The organism is Ilumatobacteraceae bacterium (assembly GCA_033344875.1).
GTDB lineage: Bacteria > Actinomycetota > Acidimicrobiia > Acidimicrobiales > Ilumatobacteraceae > Ilumatobacter.
The window spans coordinates 1,029,558-1,046,260 of sequence record JAWPMO010000001.1 but is presented as its reverse complement, the minus strand read 5'-3'; the positions used below and the strand labels follow the sequence as shown (position 1 = coordinate 1,046,260).

15 protein-coding genes are annotated in these 16,703 nt (G+C 70.1%); 6 read left to right on the top strand and 9 right to left on the bottom strand.

The genetic code is table 11. The features are described 5' to 3' along the window. Positions 1-2: 2 nt before the first annotated feature. Complete coding sequence (locus R8G01_04965) at positions 3-1,406, bottom strand: amidase (GenBank protein ID MDW3213327.1); 1,404 nt, start codon at positions 1,404-1,406, stop codon at positions 3-5. A gap of 20 nt (positions 1,407-1,426) precedes the next feature. On the opposite strand from R8G01_04965, the gene R8G01_04960 reads away from it, so the two are divergent. Next, positions 1,427-2,338, top strand: coding sequence for a 1,4-dihydroxy-2-naphthoate polyprenyltransferase (locus tag R8G01_04960; protein MDW3213326.1), 912 nt, complete (start codon positions 1,427-1,429; stop codon positions 2,336-2,338). A gap of 26 nt (positions 2,339-2,364) precedes the next feature. Here the strand turns inward: R8G01_04960 and R8G01_04955 are convergent, their stop codons facing one another. Then, positions 2,365-3,072 (bottom strand): alpha/beta fold hydrolase, encoded by a 708-nt coding sequence (locus R8G01_04955; protein MDW3213325.1) that lies wholly within the window; start codon positions 3,070-3,072, stop codon positions 2,365-2,367. 22 nt (positions 3,073-3,094) lie between these two features. Further along, positions 3,095-3,829 carry a DsbA family oxidoreductase gene (locus tag R8G01_04950; protein MDW3213324.1) on the bottom strand — a complete coding sequence of 245 codons (735 nt, stop codon included), beginning with the start codon at positions 3,827-3,829 and terminating at the stop codon, positions 3,095-3,097. Between the two features lie 35 nt (positions 3,830-3,864). On the opposite strand from R8G01_04950, the gene menD reads away from it, so the two are divergent. Continuing rightward, positions 3,865-5,496, top strand: coding sequence for a 2-succinyl-5-enolpyruvyl-6-hydroxy-3-cyclohexene-1-carboxylic-acid synthase (gene menD / locus R8G01_04945; GenBank protein MDW3213323.1), 1,632 nt, complete (start codon positions 3,865-3,867; stop codon positions 5,494-5,496). A gap of 2 nt (positions 5,497-5,498) precedes the next feature. On the opposite strand, the gene R8G01_04940 is transcribed toward menD, so the two are convergent. Continuing rightward, on the bottom strand, positions 5,499-5,948 hold the full coding sequence (locus tag R8G01_04940; GenBank protein ID MDW3213322.1) for a hypothetical protein: 450 nt from the start codon (positions 5,946-5,948) through the stop codon (positions 5,499-5,501). A 111-nt stretch (positions 5,949-6,059) separates the two neighbouring features. Between R8G01_04940 and R8G01_04935 the strand changes: the two genes are divergently transcribed. Both R8G01_04935 and R8G01_04930 read left to right on the top strand, forming a co-directional pair. After that, the gene (locus R8G01_04935) at positions 6,060-7,040 is read left to right on the top strand and encodes a nitronate monooxygenase (GenBank protein MDW3213321.1); all 981 of its coding nucleotides are present in this window, start codon (positions 6,060-6,062) and stop codon (positions 7,038-7,040) included. A 461-nt stretch (positions 7,041-7,501) separates the two neighbouring features. Further along, a complete protein-coding gene (locus R8G01_04930) occupies positions 7,502-8,161 on the top strand; it encodes an HNH endonuclease signature motif containing protein (GenBank protein MDW3213320.1) in 660 nt (219 codons plus the stop codon). Between the two features lie 228 nt (positions 8,162-8,389). On the opposite strand, the gene R8G01_04925 is transcribed toward R8G01_04930, so the two are convergent. After that, complete coding sequence (locus R8G01_04925; GenBank protein ID MDW3213319.1) at positions 8,390-9,613, bottom strand: DMT family transporter; 1,224 nt, start codon at positions 9,611-9,613, stop codon at positions 8,390-8,392. A 57-nt stretch (positions 9,614-9,670) separates the two neighbouring features. Here R8G01_04925 and R8G01_04920 point away from each other — a divergent pair, with 57 nt between their 5' ends. Next, positions 9,671-10,558 carry a LysR family transcriptional regulator gene (locus tag R8G01_04920; protein ID MDW3213318.1) on the top strand — a complete coding sequence of 296 codons (888 nt, stop codon included), beginning with the start codon at positions 9,671-9,673 and terminating at the stop codon, positions 10,556-10,558. A gap of 9 nt (positions 10,559-10,567) precedes the next feature. Here the strand turns inward: R8G01_04920 and R8G01_04915 are convergent, their stop codons facing one another. Both R8G01_04915 and R8G01_04910 read right to left on the bottom strand, forming a co-directional pair. Further along, positions 10,568-11,752: an isochorismate synthase gene (locus tag R8G01_04915; protein MDW3213317.1), complete on the bottom strand. Its 1,185-nt coding sequence runs from the start codon at positions 11,750-11,752 to the stop codon at positions 10,568-10,570. After that, positions 11,752-12,468, bottom strand: coding sequence for a ubiquinone/menaquinone biosynthesis methyltransferase (locus R8G01_04910; GenBank protein MDW3213316.1), 717 nt, complete (start codon positions 12,466-12,468; stop codon positions 11,752-11,754). Before R8G01_04910 ends, R8G01_04915 begins: the two co-directional genes overlap by 1 nt. A 72-nt stretch (positions 12,469-12,540) precedes the next feature. Between R8G01_04910 and R8G01_04905 the strand changes: the two genes are divergently transcribed. Further along, positions 12,541-13,761, top strand: a complete 1,221-nt coding sequence (locus R8G01_04905) for an acyl-CoA dehydrogenase family protein (GenBank protein ID MDW3213315.1) — start codon at positions 12,541-12,543, stop codon at positions 13,759-13,761. Here R8G01_04905 and R8G01_04900 read toward each other — a convergent pair whose 3' ends face one another. After that, the gene (locus R8G01_04900; protein ID MDW3213314.1) at positions 13,762-15,285 is read right to left on the bottom strand and encodes an SDR family oxidoreductase; all 1,524 of its coding nucleotides are present in this window, start codon (positions 15,283-15,285) and stop codon (positions 13,762-13,764) included. Between the two features lie 9 nt (positions 15,286-15,294). Continuing rightward, positions 15,295-16,686, bottom strand: a complete 1,392-nt coding sequence (locus R8G01_04895; protein MDW3213313.1) for a serine hydrolase domain-containing protein — start codon at positions 16,684-16,686, stop codon at positions 15,295-15,297. Between the last annotated feature and the right edge of the window lie 17 nt (positions 16,687-16,703).

The window sequence follows — 16,703 nt, the reverse complement described above, 5'->3', positions numbered from 1 at the left end:
GGTCAGGCGGTGACCGGATCGATCGGGGTGACCGGTGCGCTCGCCCGCTCGATCTGTTCGGCCATCGCGAGACAGCGGAGGTCGGTGAAACGGTCGCCCATGATCTGAATCCCGACCGGCAGTCCGGCGGCGGTGCCGCACGGCACGACCGCCGCGGGGATGCCCAGGAGGTTCGCGGGCAGCACCGGTCGAAGCGTGTCGCGAATGACCCCTTGGGCGCCTTCGCCGATGTCGGCGCCGTGGCGGAACGCCGGGCGGCCCCAGGTCGGTGAGATCAATACCGGTTGGTCGGTGAAGAATTCGGACCACGCCCGCATCGCCGCGAACCGGCGACCCTGCAACTCGACCGTCGATGCGAAGGTCGGCTCGGGGTACTGATCGACGAGCGATGCCAGGACCGACACCGCGTCGGTCGAGAGCACCAGTTCGAGGAGCGGACGGGTCACCGCGATGTCGCCGAGCAGGTGCATCGCCCAGAGTTCGAGCGTCTCTTCGTACAGCGGCGGCGTGGCCTCGACGACCTCGTGGCCGGCGTCGGCCAGCAGTTCGCCGGCGTGCCGGACCGCGGCGGCGATCTCCGGGTCGGTCTCACCGCCGGGCGGATCGGCCAGGACCGCGATCCGGATCCGTTCGCCGGGGTCGAGATCGGTGAGCACGGCCGGCACCGAGCGGGGGTCGCGAGGGCTCCAGCCGGCGAGCACGCCGAGGGCGGCGCGGACGTCGGCGACGTGGCGGGCCATCGGCCCCTCGCACAGCATCTGTTGGGCGGCGCCGAGCAGGTCTTCGGGTGGCACGACGGTCGCCATCGGGACCACCCCGACGGTCGGCTTGATCGAGACGATGCCGCAGCAGTGGGCCGGGTTGCGGAGTGAGCCGCCGATGTCGTTGCCGAGGCCGATCGGACTCATGCCCGACGCGATCGATGCGGCCTCGCCACCGCTCGAACCCCCGGCGGTGACGTCGGGGTTCCACGGGTTGCGGGTCAGCCCGTGGAGCGCCGAATCGGTGTGGACCCTGAGCCCCAGATCCGGCAGGTTCGTGCGGGCGAACGGGATCGCTCCCGCCTCGCGCATGCGGGCGACGGTGGGGGCATCGACGCCGGCGACGGCGTCGGCGAGTGCCGGCACCCCCTGGGTGGTCGGCGTGCCGGCGAGGTCGATGTTCTCCTTGACGGTGCACGGCACCCCGTGGAAGACACCGAGGTCGCGGCCGTCGGCGGTCGCCCGGTCGGCGGCGTCGGCGGCGGCGAGTGCGTCGTCGTCGAGGCGACGCACGATGGCGTTGAGGTGAGGGTTCACGGCATCGACGCGGTCCAGGTGAGCCTCCATCACCGCCCTGCTCGTGACCTCGCCGCGCCGGATCCGATCGGCGAGTTCGAGTGCGCCCAGTTGCCAGAGTTCGCTCATTGCTCCATCATGACCCACGCATGACGTCGTTCTCATCACCCGCACCCTCCCCGACATGGGCCGACTGGCTGGCCGGAGCGCGGCCGCGCACTCTGCCCGCGGCGGTGGTCCCGGTCGCCGTCGGCGTCGGCGTGGCCGCAGGGGCCGGTGAGTCGTTCGGCGACGGCGTGGTGTGGTGGCGGGTCGCGGGCGCGCTGGTCGTGTCGCTGCTGCTCCAGGTCGGCGTGAACTACGCCAACGACTACAGCGACGGCGTGCGCGGCACCGACGACGTCCGGGTCGGGCCGCTGCGGCTCGTGGCCACCGGCACGGCCAGCGCCGGGGCGGTCAAGCGGGCCGCGCTGGGCACCTTCCTCGTGGCTGCCGTGGTGGGGCTGGCGCTCGCCGCTGCCACGTCGTGGTGGCTCGTCGCGGTCGGCGCGGTGGCGATCCTCGCTGCGTGGGGGTACACGGGTGGGCCGAAGCCGTACGGGTACCTGGGCCTCGGTGAGTTGTTCGTGTTCGTGTTCTTCGGGCTCGTGGCCACGGTCGGCACGACCTATCTGGCGATCGAGACGATCCCGTGGGTCACCTGGGTCGCCGCGACCGGTGTCGGGTTCCTCGCGTGCGCGCTGCTCGTGATCAACAACCTGCGCGACATCCCGACCGATCGTGAGGTCGGCAAGCGCACGCTGGCGGTGCGGCTCGGTGACACCTGGACGCGTCGGTTGTACGTGGCGCTGGTCGTCGGCGCGTTCCTGGCGGCGGCTGCCGCGGCGGGTGAACGGAACTTCTCGTTGATCGCCCTGGGAGCGCTGCCGATCGCACGGCCGTGGCTGCAGTCGGTGCGCGAGGGAGCGAACGGCCCCGATCTGATCCCGATCCTCGGAGGGACCGGCAAGACGCAACTGGCCTACGGGCTGCTGTTCGCGGTGGGTCTGGCGCTGGGCTGAACGACGGGCTGGGTGCGCCGAGCGCGTCAGAGCCGGTCGGCGATCAGCCGAGCGGTCTGCTCGGGTTGCTCGATGTGTGCGGCGTGGCCGGCTCCCGCCACCGACACGAACTCGGCGTCGGGGAGGCATTCGGTCATGCGGCGCCCGATGTCGGTGAACTTGGTGTCGTGTTCGCCGGCGATCACGAGCACGGGTGCGGTGATCTCGCCGAGGCGCTCCCACACCGAGGGTTGGCTGCCGGTGCCGGCGGTCCGCAGACTGCGAGCGAGGCCGGCTGCGGTGTTGCGTCGCCGGTGGGCGAGCCCGTCCGGATCGGCGGGGAGCCCGGCGAACATCGGTGCGGCGAGCCATGCGTCGAGGAATGCGTCGACGCCGTCGCGTTCGATCCGGGCGGCCCGCTCGTCGTCGAGTGCTCGTCGCTCGGCTCGTTCGGTCTCGTCGTCGATCCCCGGGGTGGCTCCGATCAGGACGAGACGCTCGACGAGATTGGGCCGGGCGAGTGCCGCCATCAACGCGAACCGTCCGCCCATCGAGTACCCGAGGTAGGTGCCACGCCCGGCGAGCGCCGCCAGGGGCTCGCCGGCATCGGCGATCGGGGTGGCGTCGTCGGCGGCGAGGCCGTGGCCGGGAAGGTCGACGAACAATCGTGTCGGAGTGGTGTCGAGTGCTTCGACGATCCGATGGGCCACCGGGTGCCAGTGGTGGTGCGTCTGGGTGAACCCGTGCAGGAACACGAGCCGTGCGCCTGGCCCGGTGTCAGACCTCGCAGGCATCGTCGTTGCAGGCGTCGTCGTCGGTGGTGTCCGGCGCGGAGGGCTCGGTGGCTGCTTCGGCGGCGAGCTTGTCGGTCAGGCGGCGGAACACGTTGACGAACGTGTCGGTGTCCTGGGCGCCGGGGATCGCCCATTGGCCGTTGATCACGAACGTGGGAACGGCGGAGATGCCGGCGCCCGCGGCCTGTTCGAGGTAGGCCGCGACCTCGGCCCGGCCGCGGTCGGATTCGAGGAAGTCGATCGCGTCCTGCCGGGGGAAGCCCACCTCGGCGGCGCAGTCGGCGAGCACGTCGGGGTCGCCGATGTCGAGGCCGTCGACGAAGTAGGCCTGCAGCAACCGCTCCTTCAGCATCTGCTGGTCGACCGGTGAGCCGGGGAGTTCGGCGAGCCAGAGGAGCCGGTGGGCGAGCAGGGTGTTCGCCCGCAGAGCACGGTCCATGTGGAACTCGATGCCGTCCTCCGCCGCGGTCTCGGTGACCCGCTGGAGGATCGCGGTCGCCTGCTCGGGGCCACCGAACTTCTTGGCGTACGCCTCGAAGACGGGCTGGGTCTTGCCGGGCGACGCCGTGGGATCGAGCTGGTAGGGCCGGTACACGACGTCGATGTCGAGCTCGCCGTCGAGTTCGGCAACGGCCCGTTCGAACCGGCGCTTGCCGATGTAGCACCAGGGACAGACGACGTCGGACCAGATCTCCACCTGCAACGTTGGTGCGCTCATGGGGATCAACCCTATGAGCTATAGCGTCGGGCCGCATGACCGGGTCGCCGATCGGAAACGCCAACGCCACCGCGTGCGCCACGCTGGTCGACGAGTGGATCAGTTGCGGCGTTCGGCACGCCGTGGTGGCGCCCGGGTCACGCAGCACGCCGATGGCGATCGCCCTGGCGGAGCGGGACGAATTGGCGCTGCACGTGGTGCACGACGAGCGGGTCGCCGCGTTCGTCGCCTTGGGCCTGGGGCTCGACGGCGTTCCCGCCATCCTGCTGTGCACGAGCGGTACCGCCGCCGTGAACTTCCACCCGGCCGTGGTCGAGGCGGGACTCTCCGACGTGCCGATGATCGTGGCGACCGCCGACCGGCCGCCGGAACTGCGGGGGATCGGGTCGCCGCAGACGATCGACCAGCTCGAGCTGTACGGGCGTTCGGTGCGGTGGTTCCACGACGCTGCGGTACCCGACGAAGCCGACCCGGCCGGATGGCGCCCGCTCGCGCAGCGGGTGTTCTCCACGGCGGAGACGGGTCCGGTGCACCTCAATCTGCCGTTCCGGGAGCCACTCGTCGGTGTGGCGGGCGACCTGCCCGAGCCGATCGGTCCGCCGCTGCCGATCCCACGTGCGTACGCGGTGAACGGCCCGCTCGCTGCCGAGTACGACCGTCAGCGGGGCGTGATCGTCGCCGGTGGTCGGCACGGGCTCGACATCGCCGACATCGCCGCGTTCGCCGAACGGACCGGCTGGCCGATCCTGGCGTCACCCGAGTCGGGTTGCCGATCGCTCGAGCAGTCGGTGGGCGCGTTCGACTCGCTGCTGCGGCATCAGGCCTTCGCCGATGCCCATTCGCCCGAGATCGTGGTGCGGTTCGGGCGGGCGCCGGCGTCGAAGGTGCTGTCGCAGTGGCTGGTGAAGTCGGGCGCCCCAGTGCTGCAGGTGGGCGGCCCCGGCGTGATCGACCCCGATCGGAACGTCGCCGTGCGCTGCACGCCGGACGAGCTCGAGTCGCTGCGCGGTGCCGCAGGGACGCCGTGGCTGGCCCGCTGGCGTCACGCCGACGAGCGGGCGGAGGCGGCACTGACGGACGCCTTTCGGGAGGCCCCGATGTCGGAACCGGGGGTCGCCCGAACGATCGCCGGCGCGTTGCCGGCCGGTGCCGAGTTGGTGGTGGCGTCGTCGATGCCCGTCCGTGATCTCGAATGGTTCGGCGGCCCGGCCGCTCGCGCCCATGCCAATCGTGGGGCGAACGGCATCGACGGCGTGATCTCGACGGCGCTCGGCCGTGCGCTCACCGGCACCCCGACCGTGGTCCTGCTCGGCGACATCGCGTTCGTGCACGACAGCAACGCACTGGTGGCGCTGGCGGGGCGCGCTGCCGACTTGCGGATCGTCGTGGTCGACAACGGGGGTGGTGGCATCTTCAGCTTCCTGCCACAGGCGACGTCGCTGTCGACGGAGCGGTTCGAGCAGCTGTTCGGCACTCCGCACGCCACCGACATCGAGGCGCTCGCGGCAGCGCACGGCGTGCCGGCGCAGACGGCTACGTCGGTCGACGAGTTGGTCGCCGCCGTGCAGCACCCGGGCCCCAGCGTGACCAGAGTCGTCACCGATCGAGCCGAGAACGTCAAGCTCCACGACCTGCTCAACCAGGCCGTCGCCTCGGTCCAGCGCTGAGCTCAGGAGAGTTCGGCGACGAACGCTGCGACGTTCTTGTTGTTCATGGGGGTCTCGTAGAGGCGGCCGGTCCCGTCGGAGAACGCCAGCGTGACCGGCGCACCGATCTTGTCCTTCGCGACCTCGATCCCGGCGATCTCGCTCCTGGGCACCGTGAGTTCGACCCCCTTCGGCTTGCCGGAGAAGCCGGACTGGCTGTACACGAGTGCTCGCTCAGCGGTGAGGCCGATGAGGAGTGGGCCATCGGGCATCTGTGCGGCCGTTCCCCGGTCGGAGACGATCGTCCCGTCGTCGTTCTTGCTCAGGCGCGATCCGATCGCAGCGCCGAGCGCTCCGCCCACCGCGACCCGTTTCGCCATCCCGCGCGGGTGCAGGACCATCGCGGCGATGATCGCCTCACCCGGGTGGAGGCCGACACCGGCCTTGTTCAGCTTCTTGACGAGGTCGGCCATGCAGACAGTCAAGCCGATCTGAGCCCCGGGGTCGAGACAAGGGTTCGGCACGTCACCGGTGCGGCCGATCGCCTCCCGGTGGCCATCGGGAGGCTGAGTAACCTCGGCGGGATGGCACTCCGGACCCCGATCTGTGACCTGCTCGGCGTGGAGCACCCAGTCGGGAACGCCGGCATGGCCGGGGTGGCGCATGCCGACCTGTGCGCCGTGGTGGCGTCGGCCGGCGGCATCGGCACGCTCGCAGTCGGTGGAGCATCGGCGACCGAGGTGACCGAGCGGATTGCGGAGGTCAAGGCGTCGACCGATCGGCCGTTCGGCGTCAACTTCATCCTGTGGACCATCGAGCACGACTCGTCACCCTTGGACGCAGCCCTCGACGCCGGCGTCTCGTCGGTGACGCTGTCGTTCGGCGACCCGGAGCGCTACGTCGACCGGGTGCACGCGGCCGGGTCGCTGCTGGTGAATCAGGTGCAGACGCTCGAGGCGGCCCGCCGAGCCGTCGAGGTCGGGGCCGATGTGATCATCGCACAGGGCAACGAGGCGGGCGGCCACACCGGCGTCACCCCGCTGCTGCCGCTGCTGCCGCAGGTGGTCGACATCGCCGGCAGCGTGCCGGTGCTCGCAGCGGGCGGCATCGGCGACGGGCGCGGGCTCGCCGCCGTGCTCATGCTCGGCGCCCAGGGAGCGCTGATGGGCACACGTTTCATCGCGGCACACGAGGCCACGAGCGTGTGGCCGCAACTGCCCGAGCAGGTGCTGGGGGCATCGGCCGACGACTCGGTCTGGACCACCGCGATCGACATCGCACAGGGAGGCGGACGCTCCAGCTGGCCCCGGGGGATCGGTGCCCGGTCGATCCGCACGGCGTGGCTCGATCGCTGGGTCGGCCACGAGGACGAACTCACCGGGGTGCTCTCGGCCGACTCCGACGCCGACCACACCGGGGGGAGCGACCCCACGCCGGCCTACGCGGGCCCTGTCGCCGGCATGGTGACGCAGCGCGAACCGGCAGCGCAGATCATCGCCTCGGTCGTCGGTGACGCCGCAGACGCCCTCGAGGCGGGTCGCCGCCTGGTGACCGACGAGCGCTGAGCCGACGCGTTCAGCCGGGCTCGGCCATCGAGGAATCGTATCGCTGACGTATCTGACGGCTCGGCTGTGTCTCTGTGCGATGCCGACGGCGATCCCGCTGGATCGCTCGGCGTGTCGATCGATGACGAACGAACGGGGAGCGAGATGGGTGGTTGCAGCGCAGTGTCTGACGATCGTGTGGAGGAGGTAGCGAGTTTCTCGGAGATCGATGCGCGGCGTGCCGGACCGGTGTGGCGGCATGCGCCGGCCGTCGGTTGGGACGAGCCCGCCGGTGCGGGAACCGCCGCCGACGATACGACGCCGAACTACGACCGCGGACCGGTCTGGCGTCGGCGTCCGTGGTGGCTCGGCCTACGTCGATCTGCCGAGGGCCGTGTCGCGAATCTGAGGCTGGGAGCCTCAAGAACGCGACACGGTACGCCAATCGTCGAGCCGGTCGAACGTTGAGATTCGATTCGATCGTGAACATCGTGTGCCACGAGGCAACGCTCGGTGATGTGATGGCCGGTGCGGGGTTGACGCTGCCGAACGGTCGTCAACTCGACGTCGACGACTTCGGCGGCGTGTCGCTCGACGAGATGGTCGGCGAGCTCGCCGGCGGATCGGCCGACGACCCCGCTGCGTTGCTCGATCGCCGCTGCGAGACCGCCGAGGGCACGCAGATTCACCCGACGTTGCTCTTGCGAGCGCTGTTGACCGGCCACGTCCGTCGAGTCGTCGTCGACACGGATGGTGTCGTCACCGACCTGGGTCGGCGGTCCCGGTTGTTCACCGGCAGCGCCCGAGAGGCGGCGAAGTTGCTGGTTCGCACGTGTTCGCACCCCGGCTGTTCGGTTCCGTCCCGGTTCGCGCAGGTCGACCACATCGAGGAGTGGGCCGACGGCAACGGGTCGACCGATCAGTACAACAGCGCTGTCAGTTGCGGTGGGCACAATCGATTCAAACACCGACAGCGATGGAAGACCCGACGTGACGAATACGGGCGCTGCTACTCGATCCGGCCGGATGGCACCATCGTCCTGCCGGTCGGCGAACGGCCACCCGACCTGTCCCTCGACGAACTCGCGCGCATCACTCGGGCCCGGGTCGCCGAACTTCGAGCGCTGCGGTCGGCGAGCTGACCTGGCCCTGCGGGCTGCTAGACCAGCGGGCGTGAGCGGCGAGTGGTTGAGCGAACGGCAACGGCACGGAGGGATCGACGAGATCCCGCTGCCCGAGGGCGTGGCCGGTCGGCTGTGGCTGTGCGGCAAGCGAGCGATCGCCGACGGTCAGTTCGCCGACGACGATGCACCCTGGTCGACGGTCGTCTGTCTCTGCCAGCGGCACGAACTCGTCGAGCGTTACCCCGACTACGTGGCGTGGATGGGGGAGTCGGGCGACCATTCGATCTGGTGGCCGATCCCCGATCTCGGTGCCATGCCGTTGGCCGCGACGGTCGAGTTCGTCGACGGCCTCGCCGAGCGGCTGCGATCGGGGGAGCGGTTGCTCGTCCACTGCGCCGCCGGGATCGGTCGGGCCGGCACGACCGCGGTCTGCGTGCTCATCCGCCTCGGCCTCGACATCGACACCGCTCGTCGGACGGTCGCCGAGGCCCGGCTCGGTGCCGGACCAGAGGCGGGAACGCAGCTGGCACTCGTCCGGTCCATGTCGTCCGAGCCCTGATTCGGGAGGACGTGAGCGGTCCGGCTGCTCGGCATGATCACGATCGCCAGCGCCACCAGCGCCGCTGCGACGAGGTGTCCGGTGGTGATCCGTTCGCCGAACACGAGCCCACCGATGATGAACACGGTCGGCAATTCGGTCGCGCCGGCCACGGCCGAGCGGGCCGCCCCGATCACGGGAGCAGCCGTGGCGTAACAGAGCATCGGCACGAGCGCCGCTCCGATGGCGAGCCCGAGGATCGCGGCCCACTGCCCTGCACCCTTCGGCAACGCACCCTCGAGTGGTTGTGACACGACGAACGGCGACAGCGCCGTGACAGCGCCCGCCGCCACCGAGGCGAGACGCTGCGCCGGTCGAAGCCCGGCCAGTCGTTCGGTGAGGATCGCGATGCTCGCCCCGAACGTCGCCGGAGCGAGGAACGTGATCAGCGGTAGCCCTCCGCCAGAGGCGGCGCCGAACAGGGCGACGGCGGCTGCGGCGAGCACCAACGCACCGCCGGCCACCTGTCGGCCGGACGGGCGGTGGTGGAACACGAGCGCGAGCGCCGCCAAGGTGAACAGCGGGTACGTCATGTACGCGATACCGGCGAGGGCGACGTCACCGGAGCCGATGCCCTCGACGTACGCCACCCATCCCAGTGCCATCACGGCCCCGCTCGCGGCGCCCCACAGGGTGGCGCGGCGATCGTCCCGTCCGAGCGCCAACCACGGAGCGAGCACCACCGCGATCAGGGCGAACCGGGCGAACGCCACGGTGAGCGCCGAGACGCCGCCGTCGGTCAGACGGCGGGCGAAGAAGGTGGCGAAGGCGTAGGCGACGCCGGTCAGACCGATCACGATCGTGGCGGTCGTCTGCGACAGACGTGGGGACAGACGTGGGAATCGGCGTCGCCGGGGGTTCGTCGTGAGCATGACCCCAGCCTGCGGGACGATGACCGATGCGTCCAGCGCGTTGTATGATACTAACCCATGCAAGTTGTGCATGAGTCACTCGATCGACGGCACCTGGAGCTCCTGATCGCGCTGCGCCACACCGGACACCTCGGCCGCGCTGCCGACCAACTCTCACTCAGCCCGTCCGCGGCGAGCCACCGGCTCAAGGAGATGGAGCGACGACTCGGCATCGCCGTGACCGAGGTCGCCGGTCGCTCGATCCGACTCACGCCGGGTGCCCTCCATCTGGCCGACGTGGCGCTCGTCGCCGACGCCTCGTTGCGCTCCGCCGAGGCCACGGCGCGGTGGATGCAGACCGCCCGCCGCCCGACGGTGCGGATCGCGCTCGACTTCTACGACACCGCCCCGTGGTTCGAACCACTCCTCGATCTCGAGGAGCAGGCGGCCGACATCGACCTCGTCCGGGTTGCCTATGACGACACGACCGCAGCGGTGCACCGGCGGCGGGCCGATCTCGGCATGTCGGTGCTGCCCGTTGGCGTCGGCGAGGGTGACCCGCTGTTCGTCGACGAGCTGGTGGCGGTCGTCCGGGCCGACCATGCGGCAGCCGAGCGCGGTGTCCTACTTCCCGACGACGTCGCGACCGACGTGTACCTGACGTCGGGGGATCGTCCGCAGCACGGCTTCGAGCACCACGGCTTCATGGAGCCGGCGGGCGTCCTGCCGATGCGCCTCCGCAAGGTCGAGTCGCTCTCGATGATCCTGCGACTGCTCCGTCGCTGGGGTGGCATCAGCGTGCAGCCGCGCAAGGTGCTGTTGCCGTCGGTAACCCAGGATCTCGCGATCGTCCCGCTCGACGGTCCCGGCATCGGAGTCGAATGGCGCGCGGTGCACCGTCCCGATCCGAGTGACGCGGTCGTCGAGCTGATCGAGACGATCCGGCGCCTGCAGCCCGTCGGCTGATCTGCGTCGTCAGGGTCGGACGATGGCGCTCAGCATCGCCTGGAACTTGGCCTGTGTCTCGGCCAACTCGGCGTGCGGGTCGCTGTCGGCCACGATGCCGCCGCCGGCCACCAGGCGAGCCGAACGACGATCTTCGGGCAGCTCGGCGCAGCGGAGGGTCACTGCCCAGCAGCCGTTCCCGGCGCCGTCGCACCAGCCGACCGCACCGCCGTAGCGGCCGCGCTCGAAACCCTCGACCGACGTGATCAGGTCGATCGCACGCTCGCGGGGGTACCCCCCGACGGCGGGGGTCGGTTGGAGCGCCCGGACGAGATCGATCACCGTCGGTGCCGGACGCGACAGCATGCCGAGCGCCTGCGACCCGAGGTGCTGCACGTTGGCGACCTTCACGATCTCCGGTGCCGGTGACCAGTCCAGGTAGCTGCAGAAGGGCAGGAGCGTGTCGCGCACCATCTCGATCGCCACCCGGTGCTCGATCTGGTTCTTCTCGCTGGCCTGGAGCTCGTCGGCCAGCCGTTCGTCGAGCTCGGGGTCGCCCGTCGTCCGGGTGGTTCCGGCGAGCGGGAACGATGTCACCTGCCCGTCGTCGACGGCGACCAGCAACTCCGGAGACGCGCCGATCAACCCGTCGATCGAGAAACGGTGGCTCGAACCGAACGTCGCCTTGAGGCGGCGGAGCACGGCGTGGACGTCGATCGGCCGGTCGGAGGTGACGGAAATCGGTCGAGCGATCACCGCCTTGTCCATGTCGCCGGCGCGCACGGCGTCGCGGGCGGCCGCGACGGCGTCGAGATACCGGTCGATGTCGACGCCGGAGGTGATCGAGTACTCCGCCGCGGCGGGTATGGGCTCGGTCGCTCCGAACAGGTCGACGTCTGCATCGTCGATCGTGGTGATCCACCGTTGTCCGTCGGACCGCTTGCCGACGACCACCTGCGGGACGAGCAGCTCGGCCTCGGCCCCGGGCAGGAACGGAACGGCGCCCATGGCGATCGGCCCGTTGGTGCCGCCGACACGGTCGTCGTGCTCGATCGAGGCGAGGAACGACACCGCGTCGTCGACGGGTGCCCGAGCCGCGACGCCGCGGCCGGCGAAGCCCACACCGTCGCGCACGAACAGGTAGCCGTCGCCGCGGGCGACGTCGTTGAGGTCGAGATCGGTGTCGAGCGGGACGGTGACCGCACGCATGGGCATCAGTCGCGGGTGCCGAGCAGCTGCTGCGTGAGCCCGCCCGACAACAGATGGTGCGACGCGTCGGAGAACCCGGCCGCCCGCAGCATCGCCACCATCTCGTCGGGCTCCGGCAGGTACGCGACGCTCTTCGGCAGGTATCGGTACGCCGCGCCGTCGGAGAGCATCGCACCGATCTTCGGCACGACCTTGCCGAAGTAGATGCTGTTGCCGAACCGGATCACCCGATTCTTCGGGATACCGACGTCGAGCAGTGCGATCCGGCCACCGGGCCGTACCACCCGTGCCAGCTCCTCGAAGAACGCCGGCAGTTCGAGCAGGTTGCGGAGCGCGAACCCGCACGTGACCCCGTCGACCGCACCATCGCGAACCGGAAGGTTCAAGATGTCGGCCTGGGTGCGGGAGGCACCCGACCGGTCGGCCGCGAGCATGCCGTACGACAGATCCATCGACAGCGGGACCAGTCCGGCTTCGCGGAGGTCGATGCACAGGTCGCCGGTGCCGGACGCCAGGTCGAGCACGGTCGAACCGGCCGGGAGCGCGAGATCGCGCACGGTCTTGCGGCGCCACCGGACGTCGAGACGGAACGTCATGATCCGGTTGACGAGGTCGTACCGAGGCGCGATCGCGTCGAACATGTCGCGCACCGCACGCTTCTTCTCCTCGCCCTCTGGCAGGGTGTCGCGGTCCCAGGACGAGTCGGTTTCCGAGTTCGGCATCGCCAACGAGGCTACCGAGGGCCCGCACGCGCCGGTTCGCCCGCGGTCGGAAGCGATCGTCAGACTCGGTCCATGATCGATTTCACGTTCCCGCCCGAGGTCGAAGAGGTTCGCCTGCGGGTGCGCGCGTTCATGGACGAGCGAGTTCGCCCCGAGTGGGAGGCGACCGATCAGGACGACCGCAGCGAGGTGGTCGCCACCATCGTGCGACTCCGCAAGGAGGCGCACGACGAACGCGGCCTCTGGTTGCCGCACATGCCGCCCGAGTGGGGCGGCATGGGGCTCGGACCGACGGCGATGGCAGCGGTCTCGGCCGAGGCGTCGAAGGTGTCGATCGGTCCGTTCGTGATCAATGCCCAGGCACCCGACGAGGGCAACCAGCACACATTGCTGCACTGGGGCACCGACGAGCAGAAGGAGAAGTACCTGAAGCCGCTGTGCAACGGCACCGCACGCTCGTGCTTCGCCATGACCGAGCCCGAGGTGGCCGGCTCCGACCCGACCCTGATCCAGACCTTCGCCTACCAGGACGGCGACGAGTGGGTCATCAACGGTCACAAGTGGTTCATCTCCGGCGCCCGCGGCGCCAAGTTCGCGATGCTGGTGGCCCGCACCGAGGAGGACCCGGAGATCCCGCAGGCTGCGAACTCGTGCTTCATCGTCGACCTGCCGAGCGAGGGCTGGAACATCGTTCGCGACGTCGAGACGATGTCGGGCGGTCACAACCACTGCGAGATCCTGATCGAGGACCTCCGCGTGCCCGCCGCCAACATGCTCGGCGGGCGCGGCCAGGGGCACCTGCTCGGCCAGTACCGGCTCGGCCCCGCTCGCCTCGCCCACTGCATGCGATGGATCGGCCAGGCCGAGATCGCGCTCGACATGATGGTCGAGCGGGCGATGGAGCGATACTCGCACGGGTCGATCCTCGCCGAGAAGCAGGGGATCCAGTGGTTGATCAGCGACTCCGCGGTCGAGCTGTACCAGTGCAAGCTGATGGTCCTCCACGCGGCCTACCAGATCGAGCACGGCATGGACTTCACAGCCGTCGTGTCGATGGCGAAGCACTTCGTCGCCAACAGCCTGTGGCGCATCATCGACCGTGCGATCCAGGTGCACGGCGCGCTCGGCTACTCGACCGACACACCGCTCGCCGGGATGCTGCAGCAGGCACGCTGGGCACGCTTCGCCGACGGTGCCGACGAGATCCACCAGATGCGCATCGCCCAGCGCACCATCGCGGCGTTCAACGACGACGGCACCACGAAGCGGGCCACCGGTGACCTGCCGCTGTGATCACCAGTCGGTGGGCCGGTAGTCCTTCAGGAATTGGCCCCATACGTGGGTGTCGGTGTTGACGCCGTCGATGATCGGGTCGACGATCCGGGCGGCGCCGTCGACGATGTCGAGCGGCGGGTGGAACGACTGCTCGGCCCGCTTGCGTTCGGCGATGTGCACCGGATCCTCGTCGCTGACCCACCCGGTGTCGACGCTGTTCATGTGGATGCCGTCGGCGTGATAGTCGGCCGCCGACGTGCGGGTCATCATGTTGAGCGCGGCCTTGGCCATGTTGGTGTGTGGATGGCGCGTCGTCTTGAGTCGCCGGTAGAACTGCCCCTCGACCGCCGACACGTTGACGACGTGCTGGTCGCGGCCCGGGGCGGCGAGCAGCAACGGCTTGAGTCGGGCGTTCAGCACGAACGGCGCGGTGGCGTTGACGAGCTGCGTCTCGAGCACCTCGACCGTCGGTACGTCTGCCAGCTGGAGCCGCCAGGAGTTCTGATCGCGGAGGTCGACCTGTTGGAGGTCTTGATCGAGTCGTCCCTCGGGGAACAGCCCGGTCGACGGGGCGTCTTCGGGGAGCAGTTCGGCTTGGGAGAGCTCGGCGGCATGGCGGAGTCCGATGAGCGACGCGGGATCGTCGGCGACCGGTGCGCTGTCGGCACCGAGCATGTCGGTCCGTCGGAGGCCTTCGTACGGGCCGACCAGGCGGGCGATGTCGGCGTCGAGTTCGCCTCGCTCCGCGGCCATCATGTGACGGTAGAAGTCGGGCGGCCGACGCACGGTCTGGCAGGCGTTGTTGACGATGTAGTCGAGCCGCTCGTGTGTCGTCAGCAGGTGATGGCAGAACGCCTCGACGCTCGGGGTGTGCCGGAGGTCGAGCCCGTAGATCTCGAGTCGATGTGACCATTCGTCGAAGTCCGCTTCGCCCGCATATCGCTTCGCCGCGTCGCGCGGGAACCGCGTCGACACGATCAGGTGGGCGCCGGCGCGAAGCAGCTTGATGCCGGCTTGGTACCCGATCTTGACGCGGCCGCCGGTGAGGAGCGCCACACGGCCCGACAGGTCGGCCGTCTCGCTCCGCTTCGCGAAGTTGAACCGCGCGCACTCCGGGCAGAGCTGGTCGTAGAAGTCGTCGATGCGGGTGTAACGCTGCTTGCACACGTAGCAGTGCTGCGGCTCGACGGTCTCGCGTCCGGTGGCGCCGTTGTCGAGATCATCGATCCGGTCGGTGGGTGCGATCGCTGGGGCGAACACATCGGGTGTCGTGAAGACGGGCTTGCTGCGCAACGACCGGATACCGGTCTCGTCGAGCGCCTTCTGGTCGCTCGACGCCCGCTCGCGTTTGCGAGCCCTGCGTTCGGCCTTGATCTGGCGTCGGCGCGCGTCGACGTCGGGCTCGTACACGTCGCCCGCCGCGTTGAGAAGTCGCGTGCGCTCGTCGACGGGGAGCCGTTCGAGCACGGAGCGATCGGCGACCACCGACTCCAACAGCTCGGTCGCGGCGCGCAGGCGGGCAGCCAGGTCGTCGTCCGTCACGCCGGCAGGCTACCGATCCGCCGGATCGAGCGTCACGGAGTACGACTGGATACGTGGCGGCCGGGGCGGCGCGAGCAGCATCGTCACGCTGGCACGACGTCCCGCTGGCCCCGTACACCGGATCGTCGCCCTGGCGGCGCTGTGGGGTTCGATCGAGGCGATCGACAACGGGCCGGTCTCCGACGTGACCCGCTCGGCGGCCGTACGGCGACGATCGAGCGAGTCGTCGTGGATCAGTGACGGTGTGACGACCCGGCGTGCCCGCGCGTCGTCCCAGTCGTTGACCAGACCGACGAGCTGCGTCGCGAGCGCGGCGACGTCGTCGGAGACCGGCTGCGTCTCGGCCGGCACGAGCCCCTGCGCGTGCACCTCGTCGAGGAGGCGAGCGGTCAGCTCGGTCATCGGCGCGTAGGTCACGTTCGCGAGGGCGACGGCGCCGATCCGTCGGCCCGGCAGCCAGCGCATGTTCGACCCGTAGCCGGGGAAGCCGCCGGAGTGGGTGACGACGGTCCCCAGCTCCGGTTCGTCGAGGATCCGCAGCCCGAGCCCGTAATGGCCGGCCGAACGGACGCCGCGCAGCGTGCCCATACCGCTGTAGCGATGTGGGGTCTGCATCTCGCGCCGGGTCGCCCGGCTCAGCGGCCCGTCATCGGGCTCGTCCCGGGCGGGAAACGCGGCGTCGAGCCAGGTGACCCAGGTCGTCAGGTCGAGCACCGTCGACCAGATGCCACCCATCGGAGCGATCAGGCCGTCGGGGAGTGGGTCACGTTCTGCGACGTGGCGTTCGTCCTGCCAGCGCATCGGGCGCGCCCAATCATCGTCCTCGGGCTGGGTCCACCGGGATCGCGCCATGCCGAGCGGCTCGAGGAGTCGGGTCGTCACGACGTCTTGGATCCGGCGGCCCGTGGCCCGGTGCACGACCCGGCCGAGCAGGGCGAATCCGAAGTTGGAGTACTCGTAGACGTTGCCGGTCGGGTGGGCCCACAGGATGCCCTCGGCGATGATCCGATCGAACTCGTCGTCGGTCAGATCGAGGTGTCGGTCGGCCCACGGGTCGTCGGTCGGCAACCCGCTGGTCATCGTCAGCAGGTCGCGGATCGTGATCGGTGCCGAGTCGTGGCGCTCGAGTGCGGCGAGCTCGGGCGCGTGGTCGGCGGCCCGGTCGTCGAGGCGCAGGACGCCGTCGTCACGCAACGCGAGCGTCGCCGCCGCGGAGAAGCTCTTGGTCATGGAGGCGATGCGGTAGACGGTGTGTTCCGTGACGTCGCCGACGCCGCCGGTCACGAGTTCGCCGTCGATCGTGATCCCCCAGCTGATCGTGGGGCAGTTCCGCTCGGCGGCGAATCTCTCGACGAGGTGGTCGAGCGGGGCGCGATCGATCGGTTCGGTGTCGGTCGGCATGCCGCCATTCTGCTCGA